The organism is Paenibacillus jamilae (assembly GCF_050482105.1).
Taxonomy (GTDB): domain Bacteria; phylum Bacillota; class Bacilli; order Paenibacillales; family Paenibacillaceae; genus Paenibacillus; species Paenibacillus jamilae_B.
The window spans coordinates 519,232-544,018 of the sequence record NZ_JBCNHI010000011.1; the positions used below are offsets into that span (position 1 = coordinate 519,232).

The 24,787-nt window shown below is 44.7% G+C and carries 20 protein-coding genes and 1 riboswitch; of the genes, 12 read left to right on the forward strand and 8 right to left on the reverse strand.

Going from position 1 to position 24,787, the window contains the following annotated elements:
- Positions 1 to 28 precede the first annotated feature (28 nt).
- Positions 29 to 592 (forward strand): GbsR/MarR family transcriptional regulator, encoded by a 564-nt coding sequence (locus tag ABEW32_RS09610; RefSeq protein WP_063207928.1) that lies wholly within the window; start codon positions 29 to 31, stop codon positions 590 to 592.
- Positions 593 to 743: 151 nt separating this feature from the next.
- Positions 744 to 2,225 carry a carboxylesterase/lipase family protein gene (locus tag ABEW32_RS09615; RefSeq protein ID WP_430186888.1) on the forward strand — a complete coding sequence of 494 codons (1,482 nt, stop codon included), beginning with the start codon at positions 744 to 746 and terminating at the stop codon, positions 2,223 to 2,225.
- A 141-nt stretch (positions 2,226 to 2,366) separates the two neighbouring features.
- Here the strand turns inward: ABEW32_RS09615 and ABEW32_RS09620 are convergent, their stop codons facing one another.
- The 6 genes from ABEW32_RS09620 to ABEW32_RS09645 all read right to left on the reverse strand — a co-directional run bounded on the left by ABEW32_RS09620 (position 2,367) and on the right by ABEW32_RS09645 (position 9,376).
- Positions 2,367 to 4,397 (reverse strand): methyl-accepting chemotaxis protein, encoded by a 2,031-nt coding sequence (locus ABEW32_RS09620; protein ID WP_430186891.1) that lies wholly within the window; start codon positions 4,395 to 4,397, stop codon positions 2,367 to 2,369.
- Positions 4,398 to 4,621: 224 nt separating this feature from the next.
- Positions 4,622 to 5,569 (reverse strand): DMT family transporter, encoded by a 948-nt coding sequence (locus ABEW32_RS09625; protein ID WP_430186893.1) that lies wholly within the window; start codon positions 5,567 to 5,569, stop codon positions 4,622 to 4,624.
- A gap of 171 nt (positions 5,570 to 5,740) precedes the next feature.
- A riboswitch (FMN riboswitch) is annotated at positions 5,741 to 5,885 on the reverse strand.
- A 123-nt stretch (positions 5,886 to 6,008) separates the two neighbouring features.
- Complete coding sequence (locus ABEW32_RS09630) at positions 6,009 to 6,701, reverse strand: ABC transporter permease (RefSeq protein WP_430186896.1); 693 nt, start codon at positions 6,699 to 6,701, stop codon at positions 6,009 to 6,011.
- Positions 6,694 to 7,620 (reverse strand): ABC transporter ATP-binding protein, encoded by a 927-nt coding sequence (locus tag ABEW32_RS09635; RefSeq protein WP_430186899.1) that lies wholly within the window; start codon positions 7,618 to 7,620, stop codon positions 6,694 to 6,696. The genes ABEW32_RS09630 and ABEW32_RS09635 overlap by 8 nt, the downstream gene beginning before the upstream one ends.
- A 102-nt stretch (positions 7,621 to 7,722) precedes the next feature.
- Positions 7,723 to 8,667, reverse strand: a complete 945-nt coding sequence (locus ABEW32_RS09640) for a sensor histidine kinase (RefSeq protein ID WP_430186901.1) — start codon at positions 8,665 to 8,667, stop codon at positions 7,723 to 7,725.
- A 1-nt stretch (position 8,668) separates the two neighbouring features.
- On the reverse strand, positions 8,669 to 9,376 hold the full coding sequence (locus ABEW32_RS09645; RefSeq protein ID WP_430186904.1) for a response regulator transcription factor: 708 nt from the start codon (positions 9,374 to 9,376) through the stop codon (positions 8,669 to 8,671).
- A 361-nt stretch (positions 9,377 to 9,737) separates the two neighbouring features.
- Between ABEW32_RS09645 and arcA the strand changes: the two genes are divergently transcribed.
- The 7 genes from arcA to ABEW32_RS09680 all read left to right on the forward strand — a co-directional run bounded on the left by arcA (position 9,738) and on the right by ABEW32_RS09680 (position 17,977).
- Positions 9,738 to 10,970 carry an arginine deiminase gene (arcA, locus tag ABEW32_RS09650; RefSeq protein WP_430186907.1) on the forward strand — a complete coding sequence of 411 codons (1,233 nt, stop codon included), beginning with the start codon at positions 9,738 to 9,740 and terminating at the stop codon, positions 10,968 to 10,970.
- Between the two features lie 24 nt (positions 10,971 to 10,994).
- On the forward strand, positions 10,995 to 11,993 hold the full coding sequence (gene argF, locus ABEW32_RS09655) for an ornithine carbamoyltransferase (RefSeq protein WP_430186910.1): 999 nt from the start codon (positions 10,995 to 10,997) through the stop codon (positions 11,991 to 11,993).
- Between the two features lie 68 nt (positions 11,994 to 12,061).
- Positions 12,062 to 13,477, forward strand: coding sequence for an arginine-ornithine antiporter (gene arcD, locus ABEW32_RS09660; RefSeq protein WP_430186913.1), 1,416 nt, complete (start codon positions 12,062 to 12,064; stop codon positions 13,475 to 13,477).
- Positions 13,478 to 13,512: 35 nt separating this feature from the next.
- Positions 13,513 to 14,454, forward strand: coding sequence for a carbamate kinase (gene arcC, locus ABEW32_RS09665; protein ID WP_430186916.1), 942 nt, complete (start codon positions 13,513 to 13,515; stop codon positions 14,452 to 14,454).
- A gap of 141 nt (positions 14,455 to 14,595) precedes the next feature.
- Positions 14,596 to 15,285 carry a Crp/Fnr family transcriptional regulator gene (locus ABEW32_RS09670; protein ID WP_430186919.1) on the forward strand — a complete coding sequence of 230 codons (690 nt, stop codon included), beginning with the start codon at positions 14,596 to 14,598 and terminating at the stop codon, positions 15,283 to 15,285.
- 275 nt (positions 15,286 to 15,560) lie between these two features.
- On the forward strand, positions 15,561 to 16,064 hold the full coding sequence (locus ABEW32_RS09675; protein WP_430187051.1) for a DUF6933 domain-containing protein: 504 nt from the start codon (positions 15,561 to 15,563) through the stop codon (positions 16,062 to 16,064).
- 281 nt (positions 16,065 to 16,345) lie between these two features.
- A complete protein-coding gene (locus ABEW32_RS09680; protein ID WP_430186922.1) occupies positions 16,346 to 17,977 on the forward strand; it encodes a formate--tetrahydrofolate ligase in 1,632 nt (543 codons plus the stop codon).
- 31 nt (positions 17,978 to 18,008) lie between these two features.
- Here ABEW32_RS09680 and ABEW32_RS09685 read toward each other — a convergent pair whose 3' ends face one another.
- Both ABEW32_RS09685 and ABEW32_RS09690 read right to left on the reverse strand, forming a co-directional pair.
- The gene (locus ABEW32_RS09685; protein ID WP_430186925.1) at positions 18,009 to 19,730 is read right to left on the reverse strand and encodes an ABC transporter substrate-binding protein; all 1,722 of its coding nucleotides are present in this window, start codon (positions 19,728 to 19,730) and stop codon (positions 18,009 to 18,011) included.
- A gap of 109 nt (positions 19,731 to 19,839) precedes the next feature.
- The gene (locus ABEW32_RS09690) at positions 19,840 to 20,817 is read right to left on the reverse strand and encodes an ABC transporter substrate-binding protein (RefSeq protein ID WP_430186928.1); all 978 of its coding nucleotides are present in this window, start codon (positions 20,815 to 20,817) and stop codon (positions 19,840 to 19,842) included.
- A gap of 233 nt (positions 20,818 to 21,050) precedes the next feature.
- Here ABEW32_RS09690 and ABEW32_RS09695 point away from each other — a divergent pair, with 233 nt between their 5' ends.
- The 3 genes from ABEW32_RS09695 to alr all read left to right on the forward strand — a co-directional run bounded on the left by ABEW32_RS09695 (position 21,051) and on the right by alr (position 24,528).
- On the forward strand, positions 21,051 to 21,683 hold the full coding sequence (locus tag ABEW32_RS09695) for a LysE family translocator (protein ID WP_430186930.1): 633 nt from the start codon (positions 21,051 to 21,053) through the stop codon (positions 21,681 to 21,683).
- 110 nt (positions 21,684 to 21,793) lie between these two features.
- On the forward strand, positions 21,794 to 23,071 hold the full coding sequence (locus ABEW32_RS09700) for an outer membrane lipoprotein-sorting protein (protein ID WP_430186933.1): 1,278 nt from the start codon (positions 21,794 to 21,796) through the stop codon (positions 23,069 to 23,071).
- 260 nt (positions 23,072 to 23,331) lie between these two features.
- The gene (alr, locus tag ABEW32_RS09705) at positions 23,332 to 24,528 is read left to right on the forward strand and encodes an alanine racemase (protein ID WP_430186936.1); all 1,197 of its coding nucleotides are present in this window, start codon (positions 23,332 to 23,334) and stop codon (positions 24,526 to 24,528) included.
- Positions 24,529 to 24,787 lie beyond the last annotated feature (259 nt).

The window sequence follows — 24,787 nt, forward strand, 5'->3', positions numbered from 1 at the left end:
AATGCTCTAAAATTAGGAGGTTGCAAGCATGAGCTTGTACCAGTTAGGTGATGAGCAGCAGGCTTCGCTGCAAAAAATTCGCAAACGTGTCATAGAAGCTATAGGTAAAAACATGGACCTATATGGAATCACTCTGTCTGCAGGGCATTTGTACGGTTTGCTTTTTTTTGCGGATAAACCGATGACGCTGGATGAGATGGGCCGCGAAATGGAAATGAGCAAAACGAGCATGAGTACAGGAGTTCGGACGTTGTTGGACCTGAAAATGGTGAACAAGGTATGGAGCAAAGGCTCACGTAAGGACTTGTATGAAGTCGAGTATGACTGGTACCAAACCTTTACTGACTTCTTCGCTATTAAATGGAGAAAAGCAGTAGAAACAAATTTGCTGGTACTGCGCAAAGCCATTGATGAGCTGGACAAATTGATGGCGCAGGGTGAAGAATACGAGGAATTTAAGGCCATTCTTCAACAAGACCGTTTGAAAATGAAGCAGGCTGTTGCTTATTACAAGTGGCTGGACCGATTGATTGATTCGATGGAAAGCGAAGAAATTTACAAATTGATTCCGAAAGAAGAGGTTCGGGATTAATCACGATCCACCTATCTGTCTACAAAATGCCGGAGCGCAAAAGCGCTTCCGGTATTTTTTGGTTTGGCTCTGCGCAAAGGGTATAATAGAGATATGTAAAGATTGTTAGTATACCGTTCTGTTGAACATATGAGATAAAGGAGGGTTCGTGATGGAGAGTGTTACAGTACATACTCGTCTAGGCCAATTACGTGGGGAAACGAGAAATGGATATCATGTATGGAAAGGTATCCCATATGCACAGCCTCCTATTGGAAAACTACGTTTTCATGGACCACAGCCTTTGGAGCCTTGGGAGGATGTACGGGCTGCGACGAGCTTCGGACCCATCTGTCCGCAGCCCATGCCCTCAGCTGAGAGTATGACCGGAAATCTGGTGGAGCCTCCGGAGCAGTCCGAAGATTGCTTGTATCTGAACATCTGGACGCCTGCTTCAAAGGCTCCTGAGAAAGGGCGCCCAGTGATGGTATGGATCCATGGGGGTGCCTTTGTCACTGGGTCTGGGATTATACCTTTATATGATGGGGAACGCATGGCGAAGAACGGCGATGTTGTTGTAGTTACGATTAATTATCGGTTGGGGCCATTAGGATTTTTGCATTTGACTCCAAAGGGAAATGGGCTGACCTCAAATGCCGGACTGCTGGATCAAATCGCAGCGCTGGAATGGATTAGGGATCATATTTCTGCCTTTGGTGGCAACCCGGATGAAGTTACGGTGTTCGGTGAATCGGCAGGTGCGATGAGCATTGCCGCTTTATTGGCGATGCCAGCCGCTGAGGGACTGTTCCAGCGTGCAATTTTGCAGAGCGGGGCATCGCAGGTGTTGCCAACTGCACAGGCCGAGCAAGTGACGGCTGTGTATTTGCAGCAACTGGGTGTGGACACTCAGCATCCTGAGCGATTGTTTACGCTGCCGACAGATGCGCTGATGCTCGCTATGGCCAAAACTCATGAAGTCATCGGACCAGGGATGGCAATGATTTATCAACCCGTTGTAGACGGAGTAACCTTGCCGGATGTACCCCTGTCTGCAATCGCCCAAGGCTCGGCAAAACAGGTATCCGTTATGATTGGAACGAACTTGCATGAGGGGGGCTATTTCATCCGTAAAGAATCCCATCTAATGAATAAGTCAACAGCACGTCAAGCATTGGAAATGATGACAGGCATGTCCGACGTCGGCGATCTAATAGAGCCATTTCCAGTTTCTATTGAAGGACAGGCGCAAATGCTGACCGATCTGTTTTTTTGGCGTCCCGCGCTGGCTCTTGCCGCTGCACAGTCGGTGTATGCATCGGTATGGATGTACCGTTTTGATTGGACACTGCCAGGACATCCTACCTTTGGACAAGCGGTCCACGGTGCAGAGATTGCTTTTGTTTTTGACAATCTGGAGCTGCTGGGCAAGCTTGGATTAGAGATTCAGCCATCGATGCAGAAGCTTGCTCATCATATGCAGCAGGCGTGGGTTGCTTTTGCGCGTGATGGGGAGCCCCTGTTGCCTGAGAGAGCATGGCCGATGTACGATAGGCAACAGCGAGCTACAGCCATTTTTCATCAGGATATTATGGTGGAACATGATCCAGAAGGGGATAAACGCCGCCAGCTAACAGGGCAGATGAAACTATAGTAAATATGATACATCGCCCAAAGGACTACAATGAAAAAGCCTTCGCCCGTAATTTGTATACGGGTGAAGGCTTTTGTTTAGCAAACAGATGTGGCGCTATCTGTGCTTGTTTGCAAGAAATTGCAATCAGCAGTATAGAACCTAGATCTTGAATCGCTTCACAAGCTCTTGCAGATCCTGTGCCATGTTGGACAACTCCTGTGACGAAGAGGCGATTTCCTCCATGGCTGCCATTTGCTCTTGAGCGGCAGCGGAGGTTGTTTGTGAACTATCCGCCGAAGTGCGGGATAGGCTTGCCAAATGGGTGACAGTGGCGGAAACTTCCTCTGTACTGGCTGAGATTTGTTCAGCAGCAGCGGATACACTTTGAATTTGTTCCACGATATGAGAAGTAGAGCGTTCAATATTCGTAAAAGCACCTTCTGCATCTTGGCTAATTCGTAATCCTTCACCAACCTGATTACGAACATTACCGTTCATCGTGGCGGTAGAGCGCTGAATCAAATCGAGCATTTGCGTAATGATCTGACTGATGGAATCGGCGCTTGCCTTGGACTGTTCCGACAGCTTGCGTACCTCTATAGCGACTACAGCAAATCCGCGCCCAGCCTCGCCTGCTCTGGAGGCTTCAATAGATGCGTTCAGGGACAACAAATTAGTTTGCTTGGCAATGGCGGCAATAGCAGCATTCATCTGCTTCGCATCGTCCGAGAGCTGGGATAGCTCATCCATTAGACTAGCTGTTTGGCTTACAGCTTCCAGAATGCGGTCCATTTGTGTCCGTACATGACTGATCATTTGACTGCCTTGAGCTACGTCCTGCTCGGTTTGTCCTGCTGAATCCACGATAGAGCTTGCCGATTCGGCAATCGTGCTGACGCCTTTCGCCATTTCTTCAACGGCATTGGCGGTTTGCTCGGATGCCTCGGCGCTGGTCGCTGCATTTTCTGCGGATTCCATAACCGTTTCCGCTACATGTTGGACGGACTCCGTCGTTTGCTCTGTGCTTTCCTTGATGATCAGGGAAGAGGAAGCAAGCCGGGAGGAAGTTTGGTTGACCTCGGAAACCATCGAATGCAAGGAATGTGTCATCTGGTCGAAATTCTGTGCCAACTCACCGAACTCGTCCTTCCTAGACAGATTTACACGTTCGGTCAGATTTCCATCACGGACGATCCGTGTTCCTGCTTGCAGCTTCTTAAGCGGGATCAGGAACGAGCGGACCATAAGCACTATGACGATCGCAGCGGCCAGTATGGAAATAACAATTACAATCAGGCTTTGCTTCAGAATCGGTTGAGCCGCATCACTGTAATCCTCCAGATCGGATAGTGCGACAATGCTCCAGCCGGTGATCGGGTCCTTAAGTGTAAAGGCCAGTACGTCCCGATTCATAAATCGAATTTGCGACATGGAAGGAGTATCATTTTCTCCGTTTGCCGCCACTTCGGGAAGTCCCTCCATGGTGTCAGCCGGTTTTTTGCCTGTCTTGGTAAAGGCTGCTCCAGTCCCAGATACAACTTTATGATCCGAATCAACAATGATGAGTCCTCCGCGTTCACCTATCTTCACAGACTGCAGACTTTCACCCATCTTGTCCAGATTCAAAGCCAAGGCAACAGCTCCTTCACCGTCCTTGAGCGTTGCCGATACATTAACGACAAGGTTCCCTGTCGTAACGCTGGCAACTGGAACACCGACGAAGATCTTGCCCTTATGTAGCATCGCGTTTTTGTACCATTTTCTCTCCCTAGGATCATAATTAGCCTCCTTTTTTATCGGAGAACGGATATATTGTCCTTTCGTATTGCCGAGGAGCGCGGCATCTAACTCAGGATGAGCTTTGACGATGACGTCCAACTTTTTCTGAAGTGCTTCTTGGTTGGAACCGATGGAATCAGATTCGATTTCACTGGTAAGAACATCTACGTCTTTCATAATCGGTGCAACATACTGATTGACATTGCTTCGGATCAGATACAGATTCGTGTATACGGAAGCAGCCATTTGCTGACTGAGCTGTGTCGTGGCCCCCTGATAAGAAAAGTATCCAATCAGTACGCTTGGAATCAATAACACAGCCAAAAAAGATATTATTAATCTTGTCCTCATTAAATAAAACTGCTTGAGAAACCTGTTCCACCACGGAACTGTTTGTTTTGCTTTAGTCATAGTTTTTTCTCCTCTGTGTCAGATGATCATTACATAGTTTTATTCGACAGAAATCGACTAATTTTATAGATGTAATCTTTAAAAACGAGGAATAGTATGCTTTTTTCGAGAAAATAGGTCTTATGAACTAAATTTATTATGAATATGAATACATAAAAAGCCAAATCAGAGATGCAAAAGCAGCTCTGATTTGGCTTGAGGTGAGCATGAAGCGGACAAACCTGTTAATTTTTTTGCTGACGAGAAATCATAAAGAGTGTAATCCAGATAAGCATAAAACCAGTCAATTGCGCTATGGTAACGATTTGCTGGAAAGCGATCCAGTTAATCACGACACCAACCATAGGAAAGCTCAATTCTGCCATCGTCGCATAAGACGCTTTGGTTGTACTTAAGCCTTTGTAATACAGTAATAAGCTGAGAAGACCTGGAAGCAATGCCTGTAGCAGCAAGTTGATCATTACAGCCGCCCCCGCCCATGTACCTGCAGGCATATTCCACGGAGCATGCTCCACCGAGGTGAGAACAATGAGCAGAGGGAGCGCCACCATGAAGCGAAGGGAGGTTACCGTCTCATATTTCATCGAACGAAGCAAGTAGCTGCCCATAACGGTCGAACCGCCCCACAGAATTGCTGCACCCAGTGCAAGCAAACTACCAACGTGAACAAAATCATGAACATGCCCAAAGGGAAGCGACCAACCGAAGGTCAGAAGATACGTTCCGAACAGAGCGATGACGATTAAGATTGCAAAATGACGCGGCAGCATTTCCTTCAATATAACGCGGGCTAGAATAATGGCGACCAACGGCTGAAGCTTCTGGAGCAAAAGAACTGCATTCAGATCACCGTTGCTGAGTGCCATGGTGAAAATCACACTGGCCAGTGCCGAGCCGCCCCACGAGACGAACAAAATAGCGAAAACCTGACGAAATCGTATCGTTTTGAGCTCCTCACGATGCTTCCACAGCATCGGCGCCAGCGCGATAAAGAGCAACACATGCTCCATCAGTACGATTTGTGCTGAGGTAAATGATTTTAACAGAATAATACGAAACAGCGGGTCTGCGCCCCACAAGGCCGCTCCAATCGCGACTAGCCAAAAACCGCTTTTCATGTGGGAGCTACGATCAAAATCCTTGGATGTTAGTACAGTTGATGATTGACTCATACTTATTTAGCTCCTTGCGAATACAGGACCGGTGGCACAAAAACCCCCGTCCATGGCGAAGGCCATGCAAGACGGGGGTTGATCAAATAAACTTGCCGTTTGATACAAGTTAAATGAAGGTACTGCAAAACCAGTTATGCAGCATTCACTCACTTTACGGCACGCTCATACTTCGATCTTCTTCCATCCGGACTTTACCGTCGGCTTTGGCATCTCACCAAATCAGTCCGTATCCTGTTGCCAGATACAGAGTCGCGGGCTTAGCTCCATGAGCCATACCGCCGGTTGGGAATTTCACCCTACCCCGAAGATCCTTATTCCGTTTTTTAATTTCTCCTATAGGATATACCTGTTTTAGAATGAAGTCCAGTGAAAAATGTGTGTATATCTAACAAGGATTTTCATTTTTTTTGAAAGCGTTTCACTAAAAACCATATTACTAAGCAATATCCTTATACTCAATACGCCGAATTGCCGCATAAGCCACAAGCATTCCCAGCACAGAGAAGCTGATTTGTACGGGCGCAATGGAGCTAAGTGTAGCGCCGTTATTATTGGAGAAAAGCAATGCTACAATCAGGATCGAGGTCACAATGGTCGTGGATACAGAGTATCTTCGCATTCCCATATACAGCGGGACTAATCCCATAAAACTGGTGGCCACGGCATTGATTAGCGTCCGCGCTGATTGTTCAGCCAGTATGGAAAGAGTAAGCTTATCCGGTACAATTATGACGAACTGGTTGAGCAAATGAATCGCAGCCGTAATGATTATTTCTGATATAACAACAGACAAGAACGTAAACAGCAGCACAATCAAGAGCTTGGCGATCATTAGCTTTTGACGATGAATCGGATACATGAACAGGATTGTAATCGATTTGGACTTAAATTCACCTACGATAAAACGGCACAGCAGAACAGAGGCAAATACAACAAATGTGGCTCTCACCATATTGTCCATGAGATCGAGAAGCTGAGCGTACTGTGTAAATTCGGGTACTCCTTCATGTTGGCTGTCCAGTGCAATAATACAGAGCAATCCCAAAATGCAGGCGTTGGCGATCAGTGCTGAACGAATATAGCCCACCAGATGAAGCTTTTTCATCTCCAACTGTATTAATTTAAGCATGATGGTGATCACCTCCATGTAACAGCCGTAAAAAGTAGTCTTCCAGCGTACTGCTTTTCTGATGAATGGAATCGACTTCTACATCATTTAAAATGAGTGTTTTCGTAATTTGCTTTTGCGGTACACTCATATCGTAAATACGTATACTCTGCTCATTGAGTACCTTTATATTATTCAGACTCAGATGATGGGAGAGGACGTAGGCCGCTTTTTTACAATCGTTGGTCGTAAATTCGATGTACTCCGTATTCGTATCCCGTACCTGTTCCATCGAAACTTCCTCAATCAGCCGTCCGTGATTAATCACGCCTATCGTATCTGCAATCTGCTCTATTTCCGCTAAAATATGACTGGACACGAGCAACGTCATCCCATATTCCTTGCATAGCATATGGAATAACTGCCGAATTTCCTTGATTCCCACCGGGTCCAGACCATTAATCGGTTCATCCAAAATGAGTAGCTCTGGCTTGGTCGCAATGGCTCGGGCAATCCCGAGACGCTGCTTCATTCCCAGTGAAAAGTCTTTTACCGGCTTGTCACCCGCATTCCGCAAGTTCACTAATTCCAGCGCATCCCGGACAGCCTGTTTATTATAATAGCCCATGTATTCACAATGAAGTTCGAGATTTTGCTGAGCCGTCAGCCTGTCATAAAAAATCGGATATTCAATAATCGAACCCATCCGTCCGAGCAGATGATAAGACTTTGGCGTTAGCTTTTCACCAAACAATTCAATCTCACCCGATGTCGGCTTGAGCAGATTGGTAATCATTTTCATGATCGTCGTCTTGCCCGCTCCATTGGGACCGAGAAAGCCATAGGTTTCCCCCTTGCGCACATTCATACTGACCCCTGCTATAATTTCATTGCCCTTCATGGCTTTGGTCAGATGATGTGTACGTACTATGTAAGTCATGGGTGTTCTCCCTTCGTATACTGTTGATAATTCAAGAATAAAGGGCGAAATGTTCATTTTTCTTTCGTAATTCTTACAAATTTATTAAGTTGAGCAGTTTGCTTAATAGTTGATCTTCTTCAATGTAAAAGAGAAGACGGTCTGCTCATAAGGTTTGCTGGTTAGTTGCAACTCTCCGTTCATGCATTCAACCAGGCGCTTGGCAATCGTAAGGCCCAGCCCACTGCCCTGTACCGCCTTATTGCGCGAATCCTCAAGTGTGTACATGCGTTCAAAAACTTTATCCTGCTCGGGTTCCTGTATGCCTTTTCCACGATCCCACACCTCTATACGCACCGTGTCCTGCTGTTCTGACAGCGTCAGACCTAGCGTTTGGCCCTCTGCCCCGTAGCGAATGGCATTCGAAATCAGATTGCTCAGCACCCGCCCAATGGCTCCTTCGTTCCCCAAGACATGAATGGGATGCTCCGGGATGTCAATATGTACCGTAAACCCCTGAGCTGTCAGCAAATCATAATACTCCAAAATGCTGCGTCTGCACAGTTCTCCTATCTCCAGTCGGGTCAGTGGAATGTCCGTGTCGTTGGCTTCCAGCTTCGCCAAACTAAAAAAGCTTCCGATCAGCTCAATCGCTTCGCTTGTCTTTTGATGAATTTTGGATAGCAGTTTTATACGTTCTTCTGGCAAAATATCTGGATCGCCATCCAGCATCTCGGCATATCCAAGCACAACCGTCAGCGGGGTCTTGAGGTCGTGGGAAATATTCGAAATCATTTTGCGCATAGCGATTTGGCCTCGGTTGTAATCGGCTGATACTCTCAGATTTAAGTCTAGTAGTCGGTTAATTTCCGTCATGAGTCGTTGCAGTTCCACGTCACCTGTGACATATAGCAGCTTTTCGGCATGATTCACGGTCACGATCCGCTCTAATGCAGTTCGGATATCCTTTAGTTTGCGCTTGTAGGCTACACGTTCCCGCCAAAGCCATATGATAACGACGGACATCATGAGGACGACAATCCATTCGAAAATGTTTTCGATGTTCATATCAGCCATTCTCCCATTTGTAGCCGATGCCCCACAGCGTCTTAATGTGGACAGGGTGAGAGGGATCTTCTTCAATTTTCTCACGCAGGCGACGAATATGGACGTTAATCACATTCTCGTCACCCATATAATCGTCTTTCCAAATAAATCCGTATAATTGAGCTTTCGTAAATACCCGGTTCGGATTGGATGCAAACAGCTTCAAAATATCGGATTCTTTGGCTGTTAGCTGAATTTCATTTTCATCGCGTATGACTGTAAAATGATCGAAATCTATGCGCAGATTTCCATAGGTCAGCACTTGTGCTTGTGGCTGTTCCTTCTGCTGTTGCAGACGGGCATATGTAGTCGATCTGCGGATCGCGGACTGAATACGAGCCGTCATCTCAAGCATCGAAAAAGGCTTGGCAACATAATCGTCTGCCCCGAAGCCCAGTCCAAGCGCTTTATCCACATCGCTGTCTTTAGCCGACATAATCAAAATTGGCACGGCGCTGCGGGTACGAATTTGCCGAATTACCTCCATACCATCGATTTTTGGCATCATCAGATCCACGAGTACGAGGTCGTAGTTATGCCGTGCAAAGGCATTAAGTCCTTCTTCTCCGTCATAGGCGGTGGTTAAATTGTAGCCCTCCTTGGTGAGTGCTTTGAGCAGCATTTCAGCAATAGATAGATCGTCTTCAATAAGTAAAATATGCTGTGACATAGGTGTGGAACACCCCTAATTTTTAGATTAAGCCCGTGTGACGAACTGTACCTGAATTATATAGAGCAGTGGAGCGGATTTCCATAAAAATATCCCAAAATAATTAAAATCCCCGGGATTGCCAGGGAGCTACTTCACTATCAACTGCACCATCGCGTTCAGAAGAAAGACTTAATTCAATCATAATATGGAATAGATTTCGCAAATCAGCGAGTTTATAAAAATACAGGTTTTTATGAATCTAAAAGTAAAATCGTGAAATATTTCACAGTAAAAGTGTTGGCATTTGCACGAGACGGGAAGCATGGACCATGTATGATGCACTTGTAAACATCAAAAATCAAAAAAGGAGGTACGACAAATGGAGCATCTATTGCATGTTGCTTCGGAGATTGGGGAATTACAAACGGTTTTATTGAAACGACCGGGACAAGAATTGGAAAATTTAACACCGGATTATTTACAGCCATTATTATTTGACGATATCCCCTATTTGCCGGTGATTCAAAAAGAACATGATTATTTTGCCCAAACCTTGCGCAATCGAGGAATTGAAGTTCTTTATTTGGAGCAACTTGCGGCTGAGGCATTAGTGGATGAAAAACTGAGAGAAGAATTTGTTGACCAAATGTTAGAAGAAGGAAGGGCGGAGGGAAATTTTTCACATCGAATTTTAAAAGAGTATTTACTTTCCTTCTCAAATGAAGATTTAATTCAAAAAATAATGAGTGGTGTACGAAAGAATGAAATTGAAACGAGTAAGAAAGTGCAACTCCATGAATTTATGCAAGATCATTCTCCATTTCATTTAGTTCCATTGCCAAATTTATATTTTACCCGCGATCCTGCAGCAGTGATTGGGGATGGATTAACGATTAATAAAATGAGAGAAACGGCCCGAAGACGTGAATCATTGTTTATAGAGTATGTCATTAAACACCATCCGATATTTACTAGTCATCATGTGCCGATTTGGCTGGACCGTAATTATGAGTTTCCAATCGAAGGCGGAGATGAGCTCATTTTAAATGAAGAAACCATTGCTATTGGTGTATCAGCCCGTACCTCAGCGAAAGCCATTGAACGTTTAGCCCTAAATCTATTTAGCCGTCAAAAAAAATTCAAGAGAGTAATAGCCATTGAAATTCCAAAGTGTCGGGCATTTATGCATTTAGATACCGTATTTACGATGGTTGATTATGATAAATTTACAATTCATCCAGCGATCCAAGGACCGCAAGGAAATATGAATATTTATGTTTTAGAGAAAGGTCCAGATGAGGAGACACTTAAAATTACCCATCATACCTCTTTAATGGAATCTCTAAAAGAGGTTTTGGGCTTAAAGGATTTGGTTCTTATTCCTTGCGGAGGAGGAGATGTAATAGCCTCTGCTCGTGAACAATGGAATGACGGGTCCAATACATTAGCCATTGCGCCCGGAGTAGTTGTTACGTATGACCGTAACTATGTATCCAATGCTTTATTGCGTGAACACGGTATTGAGGTAATCGAAATATTGAGCTCGGAATTATCCCGTGGCCGCGGGGGACCACGTTGCATGAGTATGCCCATCGTTCGAAAAGATATTTAAATCATAGAGAAAGCAGGGATAAATATGGGAGAAACGATTTCAAGCTTACAAGGGAAAAGTTTTCTTGCGGAGATAGACTTTACAGAAGAGGAATTGTTATATTTTCTCGATTTAGCAGCAGATTTAAAAGAGAAAAAGAAAAACGGCATTCCCCATCGTTATTTGGAAGGAAAAAACATAGCTCTTTTATTTGAAAAAACTTCTACTCGTACGCGGTGCGCATTTACAGTAGCTTGTACAGATTTAGGCGCACATCCCGAATATTTAGGTAAAGGAGATATTCAGCTCGGTAAAAAAGAATCTGTAGAAGATACGGCGAAAGTGTTGGGCCGCATGTTTGACGGAATTGAGTTCCGCGGCTTTGCTCATAAAACAGTGAGATCTTTAGCTGAGAATTCGGGTGTACCAGTGTGGAATGGTCTAACGGATATGTGGCATCCAACCCAAACGCTCGCGGATTTATTAACCATCCAAGAACATATAGGGCATTTGCGAAATGTAAAGCTCGTTTATGTTGGCGATGGCCGAAACAATATTGCGAATAGCTTATTAGTTGGTGGTTCAATCGTTGGAATGGAGGTTCGGATTTGTGCACCAAAATCATTATGGCCAGCACAGGAAGTCATTTATTTGGCGCAAAAGTTTAGTGACCGGGTCATGGTAACCAGCAGTATTGATGAGGCTGTTGCAGGTGCAGATGTAATCTACACAGATGTATGGGTATCTATGGGGGAAGAAGATAAATTTGCAGAACGTATTGAGCTGCTTTCACCTTACCAGGTAAATAAGCAAATGATTAAAAAAACAGGGAATAGTGATGTTGTTTTTTTACATTGTTTACCTTCATTCCATGATATCGAAACCATGTATGGACAAGAAATTTATGAAAAACATGGATTGAGAGAAATGGAAGTAACTGATGAGGTATTCCGCAGCAAGCATTCAAAAGTATTCGATCAAGCTGAAAATAGATTGCATACCATTAAAGCGGTTTTAGCAGCTACTTTAGGAAATATGGAGTAAAGAGGGAGTTTACTATGCCTTCTTAATCTCTCTTCCCTATCACTATCCAAAAGAGAGAGGCGAGAGTAGTGGGTGAAGAAAAAAAATTAGGACTATTTACTTTAACAGCCCTTGTTGTCGGTTCGATGATCGGTGGTGGAGCATTTAACCTGGCCGGTGATATGGCCAAAGGAGCCGGCCCCGGAGCTATTATTATCGGGTGGATAATCACAGGAATCGGAATGATTGCACTTGGATTATCTTTTCAGAATTTAACTCGAAAAAGACCGGATTTGGAAGGCGGTATTTTTAGTTACGCAAAAGCTGGATTCGGTAATTTTATGGGCTTTAATAGTGCGTGGGGATATTGGGTAGCCGCATGGCTCGGTAATGTAGCTTACGCAACTTTATTGTTTAGTTCATTAGGCTATTTTTTTTCAATTTTTGATGGGGGACAAAATATAGCGTCGATTATTGGCGCGAGCATCATGCTCTGGTGTGTTCACCTGCTGATTTTACGAGGCGTACAATCGGCGGCGCTTGTAAACTTAGTAACTACAATCGCGAAATTAGTTCCAGTGTTTGTATTTATCATTGTGGGGATATTTACCTTTCAAATCAATATATTCGTAGACGGATTTTGGGGACAAGGCAGTACATTGGATTGGGGGGCGGTAGGCAGCCAAGTTAAAAGCACCATGCTTGTAACTCTCTGGGTATTTACTGGTGTTGAAGGGGCCGTTGTCCTATCTGGCCGTGCAAAAAATAAAAGTGATGTCGGGAAAGCGACAGTCATTGGCTTGATAGGGACACTTATTATTTACGTATTGATTACAGTATTATCTCTCGGGCTTATGCAGCAAGCAGATATCGCTAATTTAAAAAATCCAGCCATGGCCTATTTGTTTGAAAGTGTTGTTGGAAAATGGGGTGCAACATTCATTAACCTAGGTTTGGTTATTTCCGCCTCAGGCGCTTGGCTAGGCTGGACTTTACTCGCATCTGAGATTCCATATTTATCTTCTAAAGATGGGCTTTTTCCAAAATGGTTTGCGAAAGAGAATAAAAATAATGCCCCTGTAAATTCATTATGGATTACGAATGGTTTAATTCAACTTTTTTTATTAACCTTCATTATTTCAGATCAAGCATATCATTTTGCGTTTTCTCTGGCATCCTCCGCTATTTTAATTCCTTATGTGTTTTCAGCGTTTTATCAATTGAAGTATAGCTTGCAATCAAAAGAAAGAGACCGAACCATCAATATAGTCATTGGTATCGTTGCGAGCATCTATGGAATGTGGTTAGTTTATGCCGCTGGATTTGATTACTTGTTGTTAGCCATGACCTTATATGCACCAGGCATCCTCATCTATTATAAGCTGCAAAAGCAAAATCATCCCAAGCGAATATTAACCCGGGTGGAACTGATCTTATCTCTTGCTATTACTGCTTTAGCAGTTTTCACCATCTATGAATTAGTTATGGGAAATATAACGATTTGATATATTTGGAAATAAATATAAATGGAGGTTGAAATATGGCGCGTAGAAAAATTGTAGTGGCTCTAGGTGGAAATGCTATACAATCCGGTGATGCTACGGCAAAGGCACAACAAGAAGCATTAGAACAAACAGCAGAACAACTTGTGAAAATAATACAAAGTGATGTAGATGTCATCATTGTCCATGGGAATGGTCCGCAAGTAGGAAATATTTTATTACAGCAAAAAGCGGCGGAATCGGAGAAAACTCCTGCCATGCCGTTGGATACTTGTGGTGCGATGAGTCAAGGAATGATTGGCTATTGGATGGAAAATGCGATTGCAAAGGTATTGAGAAAACAGAGCATAAATAAAGATGTGGTAACAATCATAACAAGAATGGTTGTCGATGAAAACGATGAAGCATTTAACAATCCCACAAAACCAATAGGGCCTTTTTATACAGAGGACGAAGCAAAAAGATTAATGAAGGAAACAAAAGCAGTATTCAAAGAAGATGCAGGAAGAGGATGGAGACGAGTGGTACCGTCACCAGCACCCGTAAGCATTTTTGAATATAAAGTGATTGATTCTTTAGTGAAGGATGGGAATATCGTCATTGCTGTTGGAGGTGGCGGAATACCGGTAATTCAGTCTAAAGAAGGATTAACAGGAACTGAAGCAGTTATTGATAAAGACTTCGCTGCTCAGAAATTAGCCGAATTAGTAGATGCCGATACACTTGTCATTCTAACTGCAGTTGATTATGTGTATGTGAATTTTAACAAGCCTAATCAAAAAAGATTAGAGTCTGTAACTGTTGATGAATTAGAACAATATATAAAGGAACAACATTTTGCTGAGGGAAGCATGCTTCCAAAAATTGAAGCTGCTGTTCATTTTATTAATACAAATTCAGCGCGAATAGCCATTATTACTTCTTTAGAGAAGGTATATGAAGCATTAGAAGGAAAAGCAGGTACGCTTATTTCTAAATAAGAGGAATCTGTGATGTATAAATAACATTTAAAAATACGGATTTTTAAACCCATTGGTCGAGTTTGGGAGGGCTTTTGCTCCCGAATTCGGCCTGCTTGTTTCGTTGATTCTTTATAGCTTAAAGATAGCAGAGGTGGATTTATGAATAAACGGAATGTGATGGAAAATTTAAAGCAGTTTGATTTATTTGCTGAATTATCAGAAAGAAAGCTACAAAGCTTAACAGAGTTTGTCTATTCGCGGACTTATAAGAAGGGCCAATTTTTATTTCTGGAAGGGGATTCAAGGGAACGAATTTACCTTATGTTAGACGGTTTTGTAAAGGTAGAGCGGGTAAATCAAAGTGGGAACTTGCTATATGAGGACTATGTAAAACGATATTCAATTTTTCCTTATGGCGGCATGTTTACAGATAAAAGATACAATTACTCGGCAGAAGCACTGACAGATGTAGTTGTATATTATATTCCTACAGCGATTTTTGAAGATATGCTAAAAGCCAATCAAAAACAATTAATATTTGTTGTTCAGCAGTTTTCTTTAATCTTAAAACTCCATGAACATCGTATACAACATATTACAATCCCCAATGCGCAAGATCGGGTAATACAGTCACTAAATTATTTAAGGCAGGATCTAGGGGAACAAAATGGGGAAGAGATTGTGATTTCATGTCCACTGACAACAATCGAAATTTCTAAAATATCCGGAACGTCTCGGGAAACGGTTAGCGGTGTGTTAAACCAGTTAAAGAAGGATCATATTATTACAGTTTCAGGTAAAAAAATTATAATCCATGACCCCACCTATTTTGAGGAAATCTCTATATGAACATAAAGATGAACGTCTTCCAAAAGAAGTCGTTCATCGTTTTTTTTGTTTAAGAGAATGAATAAAATCATTGGAGCAGTCATGATCACTCCTAACACAAGATGTAATATATTTAATATTCATATTCTGCTATCCTATATTATTCTGAAAGAGTTTACAGGCTCTTTTAGAAATCCGGTGTTATGATTTATAAGACATGTCTTATGCAGAGAGCTGGTATGTCGAATCATGAATTACGCATTACGGTACAGGACCGTCAATAAAGGAGAGCAATGATGTTTGTTATACGGGGATCACAAAAACTACTTAAGGAATGGGAGACTGAACCACTTCAAGTTGATATTTATCCGCCTCTGAATAGTTGGCATGCCAGCTTATTTTTACTGAACCGGAGAAAAAATATTGTGTTTATGCATGATATTTCCCGCTTAAGCGTCACGCTGTTTGGGATTAAAAAATCGCAGTACAAAAACCTGCCCTCTCTTTTTGTACAAGCCTTGAAGGAATTAATGATCAGCGAAGGGTTTGATGAACAGATCGTTAAGGCATACACACAGGAAGGTGAGCAGATGCTGGCGACTACGACGAATAGACATTGTGTAACGGTAACCTTAGATGAGATTATATTTATTATGAAGGAACTGGACATGGAGCATGGATGCGAGTTGGAAAAGAACCAGTGGAATAACCGAATTGTGTTCAAAACGGATCAATACAAGTACCCGATTGACGTTTTTAAAGAACTGCTGGAAAAGCATTATAAAGTGGAGAGTAGTTGAGAGTTTCGAATATTTGACTTCATATATAAGTGCTTACATATGGATGATTAGTTGTTCCAAGCTGTCCTGATTTTCTTAAGGATTTATGCTGAATAGGACATGCCAAAAGAGTATCCTCCAAAGTCATGCGGCAGGGGATGCTTTTTTTATAACTCACAGGATAGTCATGCTTGCGATGAAATGAATCATAGCGCAATAAACCGTACACTTTGGTAGAATAAAATGATAAAGGGTTCGACACCATGGGTCAGACTTATAAAACGGGGGGTACATAACGAAGGATGAAGAGGATAATTGATGTTGCCAAAGAAGCAGGAATTGAAGAAGAGCATCTGGAGACGTATGGAAAATATAAAGCGAAGCTGAATCCGTCTCTGTGGGAGGCACTGAAGGATCGCCCGGATGGCAAGTTGGTGCTGGTTACAGCGATGAATCCCACTCCGGCTGGAGAAGGAAAAACACTGACAACCATCGGGCTGTCCCAGGCACTCAACGCGATGGGGCATAAAACCGTAGCTGCGCTGCGTGAGCCGTCCCTTGGACCTTGCTTTGGGATGAAAGGGGGAGCAACCGGGGGAGGACAGGCCCAGATTGTTCCGGCCGAAGACATTAACCTGCATTTTACAGGGGATATACATGCGATTTCGGCAGCACATAACTTGCTGGCAGCAATGATTGATAACCATTTGTTCCATGGAAATGCTTTACGGCTGAAGCCAGACCGAATTGTATGGAAACGGGCTGTCGATATGAATGACCGGAGCTTGCGAAGTATTGTGACCGGATTGGGAACGGGAAATGGAGCGGTGAGAGAAAGCGGCTTTCTGATTACCTCGGCCTCGGAAGTCATGGCGGTGCTATGCTTAAGTGAAAATATGAACGATCTTAAAGTACGGTTGGGTCGAATGGTGATTGGATATAACGAAGCTGGTGAGGCGGTAACAGCAGAGGAACTGCATGCGGTGGAAGGTATGGCAGTGCTGCTTCGGGAAGCATTAAAGCCTAATCTGGTGCAAACGTTGGAGGGAACCCCGGTTATTGTGCATGGTGGGCCTTTTGCCAATATTGCTCATGGATGCAGCAGTCTGATCGGTACGAAGCTGGCATTGAAGCTGGGAGAGGTCGTTGTTACAGAGGCAGGGTTCGGGGCTGAGCTGGGAGCGGAAAAGTTTTTTGACATCAAGTGTCGTCAGTCCGGCTTGCAGCCGGATGCAGCTGTGCTGGTCGTAACCGCCAAAGCGCTGAAATATAACGGCGGTGTAGCTAAACAGGAGCTGGATGCGGAAAACCTAGAGCATTTGCAACTCGGATTAGTCAATATGAGCCGACATGTACGGAATTTGCAAAAATTTGGCGTGCCTGTATTGGTGGCGATTAACCATTTTGTAACAGACAGCGAAGCGGAGTTGGATTTGATTTTCTCGGAATGCCGCAAGCTGGATGTACCCGCAGAGCTTTCACAAGTATGGGCGCAGGGAAGCCAAGGGGGAGAAAAGCTGGCCCAGAGCCTGCTGAACTTACTTCAGGAGGACAAAGCCCGTTTTGCTCCGCTATATGATCATACGCTTGATTTGCAAGCGAAAATTAATGTCATTGCCAAGGAGCTTTACGGTGCGGTAGATGTGGCTTACACGCCTGCGGCCAAACGGGCGTTGGCTGGTATGGAGCAGCTTGGTTTTGGACAATTGCCTGTATGCATGGCCAAAACGCCGTATTCTTTCTCAGACCAACCTTCCTTGCTGGGAGCACCGGAGGGGTTCACTATTCACGTGTCCAGCGTATCATTGTCCGCAGGCGCAGGCTTTGTAGTCGTGGAAACAGGTAATACCATGACGATGCCAGGACTGCCCAAATCTCCAGCAGCTGAGCATATGTCGCTGGAAGCAGATGGGACTATTCAAGGACTCATGTAGTATTTTTAGAAAAAATAGCAGCATCTCAGCATCAATGAACGAGCAGTTTGGGTAGTGCAGTAAGCAGCTTTTGCCGAGTCATGGCATCGCTCCAGTTCCAGCGGTCTGCTTCTACGAAATAGACCCGGCCTTGACGTACAGCAGGGAGGCTGTGCCAGAGAGGGCTGTTGAGCATGGATTCCAGTGTATGCTTGGAATCTGGTGCTGTAGGGACGAGCATAAAAATGCGGTCGCCAGCGTAATCAGGCAATTCGCTCGGATCAATTTCCGCGAAGCCTAGTCCCTTGTCGAGCACCTTTTGGATTGGCTCGACAGGCTGGAAGCCTTGCGGGTGATAGAGAGCCGATGAGAATCCGGACATCCCCATGACAAAAAGCCGATTCCCATGATCGAAGATAAAGACAGAGGCAGTTTCTCCGGCTGTGATATGGCTACTGAGCTGTTCCCACATCGCTAGATTACGAGCGGCGAAGGCAGATAACCAGCGTTCGGCCTCTCGTTCCTTACCAAGCCAGGCACCAAGTGTACGCAGCCGTTCCTCCAGGGCGGCAAAGGAGTTGAAGGTGACGGTGGGCGCGATGCTTGCAATGCGCTCATATTCCTGTTCATCTGAGTTGGTGATGATGATTAGGTCAGGATCGAGAGCGCTGGTCAAGCGAGTATCCAGCGGAAGTCCCACGTCAGTTACGTTCCCAAGACGATGTTTATAGACGCTGTATTCACTGAGCTGCAGGCTTCCGCCGATGGCTTTGGCTCCTAACGCGAGCAGATCGCCCATCGTTTCTCCATGATAGACGATACGGTTCGCTTGGCGTGGGATATGAATGTGGTGACCTGTCCAATCCTTAACGCACACAGAACCGGGAGCGGAAAGCGCATATTGACCGGGGGGAACCCCGGTCATTTGCCTAAAACGCCGATTAAAATAATATTCGTCAGAGAAACCCACCTGACGGGCAATTTCACGTAAAGGCCGTTTGCATTCCAGCAGTAGCCGCTTGGCATGGTTCAAGCGCAGCTCAGTGAGGTAATGCAACGGTTTTTTACCCGTTATTTTGCGAAACAGCTGGGAGTATTGCCATATAGAAACGTTTGCCTGTTCGGCAAGCTGCTTGACGGTAATGGGTTTTTTATAGTGATTTTCCATATATGTAAGAGTGCTTTCCACCGATACTGGCAATGTCGGATTAGTGTCATCGTCACGCTTACTATGGACGTGGGCTTCTTGCCACAGCAAGAGCAGCTCTTGAAACATGATTTGCTGTCGCAATGCAGAGGTTGGGTTATGCGGCTGCATCCTTATTTGGGCGCTATAAAACAACTCTTCGGCCAGCTGAATAATCTTGGAAGAAGAGGAAGCGATGAATTCACGTGGTTTTGGCAGGACGGGGCCAAGATATATGGTTGGCATGCTCGGTTTGTCTTCAATTAAGCTCACGTCTGATTGTGGCTCCAACGGCATTGCAATGACCTTGAACTCGATTTTGTAGTATTCAGGCACAATTCCAGCCAAGGGAGCGATGTGATAGGATTCCCCAGGAGTTAACCAATATCCATGACCTGGGTGGAATACATATTGTTCTGGTCCAATATTCACCATACCTGCTCCGCCGATGAACATAAGCAGACAGTGATCTGAAGGTGGACAAGATCGTAGTCCATCGCTAAGCTCACTAACCAGCACAATTCCCTTAAAATGAAAAAGCATTGAGCTGGAAGATGGTGAATGTACAGACGACAGAGACTGGTTCACGATGTAATGCTCCTTTTATTGAGAATGGTTATCATATATGCATAAGTATACCTCCTTTAAACTCAACAAAAAAGAAGCCTATCAACAAATGTCGATAAGCTTCTCAAACTTATTTTATGAGCTTGGGCAATTCCTCCAGCAGCCATTCTCGGGTAGAGGCATCACTTTCAGTTTTGCCAATGTCCTGCATGTAGACATGTCCCTGTTTGACGGCAGGGAGCTGAAGCCACAGCTTGCTCTTCATTAACTGCTCGGTAGATTGCCGGGCTTCTGAACTTGGAATGTTCAGTATGAAAATCCGATCTCCAGCGTATTCTCCAATCACCTCCTGCGATATTTGCACGAATCCTTTGTCCTCATCCAGCGCTTTCTGAATAAGAGGAGTAGGCTTGAGACCATTCTTTTCATACAGTATTTGCGACAAGCCTGTCCGTGCCATGACGAACAAACGGTCACCAGGATAGTAGGTAAAGACCGAGGCTGTTTCACCCGGTTTTACACCTTTTGCCTGAAGTTTGCTCCACATCTCTGCTTCCTTGATTTTATATTGGGCAAGCCAGTCCTCAGCAGTCTTTTTCTTGTTCAAAATGTCTCCGAGATGTACCAAACGCTCGTTTAAGGGAGCAAAGGTATCGAACATAATTGTAGGTGCGATTTTTGTTAACGCTGCGTATTGCTTTTCGTCAGTATCAGCGGTAATGATTAGGTCTGGTTGTAGAGCCAAAGTTTTTTCTAGATCAATGGGAAACCCTAGGTCTGACACATTCTTAACTTTTTTCTCATATACCTTTCCCTCGAGCATAGAAGTCGATGTACCCACAGCTTGTACACCTAAAACCAATAGATCCCCATAGTTTTCTCCGAAGTAAGCAATGCGCCCAGGAGTAGTGGGAATGTACACTTTATGTCCCTTATAGTCTGTGTAGGCACGAGTTGTGGCTGCTTCTGATGTTTTTGTTGCTGCTGTTGTGCTGCTGTCTGTACCCTGATTGTTGCCAGATGCGCCGCACCCTAGCAGCAATGCCCCCATAAGAGAGAATAGGCAGATCAGAGCAGTGTATTGTCGAGTAAAATTTTTGTTGATCATAGCAACCTCCATATAATAGAATGATTCATAATATTGCCAATGAGAATTATTATCACAAAGCAATGATAAGCGCTGAGCCCTCAATACTCAATGGACAAACTTGGTCAATGAATTCGATTTTGTACAAAATGAGTCTCATGTGTTTTTAGCTCATACGTGCTTCAACATTTTATTGATTTGTCATTTTTTATGGTATAGAATATCGTTTTTATACATTTGAAAGGGGTTTTGAAATGGCATTGTTCATTACATATGTTTTACTAGGTTTCTCTATAGCGTTACCTGTAGGTACCATTACGGTTGAAATGACGAAGCAGGGGCTAAAGAATGGATTCATGCATGGATGGATCGTGGGTCTTGGGGGAATGACCGTCGATTTGTTATTAATCATTGGTTTATATTTTGGTCTGGCCTCTGTTTTGTCCTTACCGGTTGTACAGGTGATCATGTGGCTCATCGGAGCTGTATTTTTGTGCTATGTGGGATACGACAGCATTAAAAATGCAGATCATGATATTGCGCTAGAAGGAGAAAAAAAGACGAAATCATTATTTTCTTCCTATAAAAATGGGCTGCTTGTCGCTATTTCACCAGGGAATTTAGTGTTTTGGGTGAGTGTTTTTGGGACTGTGCTGGCAAGTTCATTTGATCGGTCCAATACAAGGCAATTCCTGATTGTTGGCTTAGGTATTTTGTTTGGTATTCTTATTCATGATTTAGGCTTAATGACCCTCGTAGCGACAACACGAAAAGCCATGAACCGAACCGCCATCAAGTGGGTTACGATCTGTGCTGGTGTGGTTTTAATTGGTTTTTCTCTTTATTTCCTGTACCAATTCATTATCAATCTCCAAAAGATTTTATAGCCTTGTACTAGGATGCGCTCAAGCTTGTCATGCCAGTCTGCATAAATCGAACAAGTCCTTCATAGACATGTACTAATTCATTTAAAACATGTGCTGAAGGGGTTGATGACATGCGCCGGATTTCATGGATGCTTGCCATGGTCATGTGTGTAACGTTGCTGCTGGCCGGGTGCGGCAAGAAGAGCGCAGACGATGTGGTTAAAGATTTGAGTGACGTGGTGAGCGACCTGAACAGCTACCACGGTACAGCTGTGATGACGCTGCATACCGGCGACACGCCGCAGGAATACAAGGTGGATATTTCCTATCGCAAGCCATCCTATTACCGAATTGCCATGACAAACGAGAAAAAGGACGTTACACAAATTGTGCTTCGTAATGATGAGGGTGTTTTTGTGCTGACACCCAGCCTGAACAAGAGTTTCCGTTTCAAAAGCGACTGGCCAAACAATCAGGGTCAGGTATATTTATATGAAACGCTGGTTCGCAGCATTATCGGTGACGCCTCCCGTCAGTTGGCTACTGACGATAAATCCTATGTGTTTGATGTGGCGGCGAACTACAACAGCCATGCGCTGGTAAGGCAAAAGATTTGGTTGTCCAAAAACAACTATGCCCCTACTCAGGTACAGGTATCTGATGCGAATGCCAAGGTGGTCGTCGATCTGAAATTCGATCAATTCGCATTTGATACGAAGTTTGACAAGGATTCTTTTGATATGGAGCGGAACATGGCTTCAGGAAAAACGAATGTAGGTAGCGAGGGATCTCCATCTTCAGGAGCAGTCGATTCCAGCGGACCGTTGGATTCTTCCGGTACGATAGAAGGAACGACCGGTGTGCCATCGAGTGAAGCTGGACAGGAGCAGGCAACCGCAGAAGACGGTGCCCAGCAATCGTCTGGTAAGGCAAAGGGAGACGGAACTGCCACAGGCGATACATCCAAGCCGGAAGCAGCAGCTAACGCAGGGGATCAGCAACCGACATCAAGCACGGCGGATGCTGCAACCGGAACGTCAGCGGAAACGGATGCCGCAGAAGCAGTAATGGGTGAGTTTGGCTTGATTGAACCGTCCTACACACCTGCCGGAGTACAGCTTAAGGATACGCCGGAGCTGGAGGATAACGGCACACATGCAGTGATGCTGCGATATAGCGGAACGTATAACTATACCATTGTGGAGGCGCGTCCCAAGGATCGGGCGGTCGCATTGACCGCAGGCGAGCTGGTTGATATTGGGGGAAGCTTTGCCGTTCTGACAGGAAGCGAACAACAAACAATGACCTGGATGAATGACGGGATAGAGTTCAGAATTACCAGTGCTGACCTGCCTGTGAGCGAAATGATACAAATTGCCGCTTCTATACAGGATCAATCGGGTAAATAAAATTTTATAGACGGATGCAGACGGTCTAGAGTGTAAAATGCTCTGCTGCCGCCCGTATCCGTCTTTTTGCTTCATTCGCAATCTAGGATGTGCACCGCTGATATACCTTTGTGTTCTTGTAGAGGATGCTGGCAAACGCCTCCTGCCATTGACAGCCACGTTTCTGAACATTACCATTAACCTTTGGAAGCAAGGATTTGCTACATCTGAATGGTAAAAGGTTATGTTAGAGGCTAACAATTGAAGAAGGTGACTGGATTTTGCAAGCACAATACAGATCGACCCGGGCCGAAATCAACCTGGATCACCTTGGCGCCAACTATGAAGCTTTTCGCAAGGCATTGCCTGCGGATAAGCTGATGCTGGTCTGCGTCAAGGCTAATGCCTACGGGCACGGTGCCGTAGAAATTTCAAAGGAAATGGAACGCCTTGGTGCGGATTATTTGAGCGTCGCTTTTCTGGACGAGGCTTTGGAGCTTCGTCATGCAGGGGTTGGGCTGCCGATCCTTGTACTCGGCTATACCTCGCCTGAATCTGTCCAAACGGCTTGGGAGCATGATATTTCATTGACTGTGTTTAGTGAGGAAGTGCTGGAGGGCATCCGTAGACTGGACCGCCAAGGAAGCGAACGCAAGCTGAAGGTGCACATCAAAATAGACAGCGGCATGGGAAGACTCGGTTTGTTGCCTGGAGAAGCGGCTATGGCTTTTGTCCAGCAGGCACACGAATTAGAGCAGGTGCTGCTGGAAGGCATGTACACCCATTTTGCCCGCGCGGATGAAGAAAATAAAAGCTATACACTGCTCCAATATGATCGGTTTCAGGGCGTGGCGGATGCGCTAAGGGAACAAGGTATTACTTTTCCCATTATACATACGGGCAACAGCGCGGCCACCATTGATACCCCTTCCCTTTCCCCCAATATGGTGCGGATTGGCATCAGTATATACGGTTTGTATCCATCTGATGAGGTTAACCAGGAAGTCATTGAACTGCTGCCTGTGTTGTCACTAAAGACAGCGGTGGTTTATACCAAGACGCTTCCTCCCGGCTGGGGAGTTAGTTATGGCACCCGGTATGTGACCTCCACTGAAGAACGGATCGGCACACTGCCAATCGGCTATGCGGATGGTTACTCTCGCATGCTAAGTGGGAAGGTCGAAGTGTTGATACGCGGTCGTCGCGTCCCTGTACTCGGTACGATCTGCATGGACCAGTGTATGGTATCCTTACAATCTTTCGCAGAGGATGCGGAAGAAATCCAAACCGGCGAAGAGGTTGTTCTCATCGGTCAGCAGTCCGGCGAAATCATTGCGGCGGATGAGCTGGCATCCAAGCTTGGTACGATCCACTACGAGGTGATCTGCATGATCGCAGATAGAGTACCGCGTGTGTACACGCGAGGTCATGTTCCTGTCGTTCGGGTGAACTCGCTTCTTCCAACCCACTGGAATTAATTTCATAACGCAAATTACCGGATAAAAGCAGGAGTTTTCGTATAACGTCCCGAAATATGTACAAAAGAAAGAAAAGAGCGCTATATCTGTCAAAAGACGCATTAGGCTCCGCTGACACTTGTATTTCGGGGATCAAACGCCTGTACGAAAACGAACTGCGTAGTTTATAATGGAATGCAGCATAGATGATATACGAATATCATATACATTCTCTTGTATTCTTTTGAATAAATTACCGGGAATAACGTTATAATGGTAC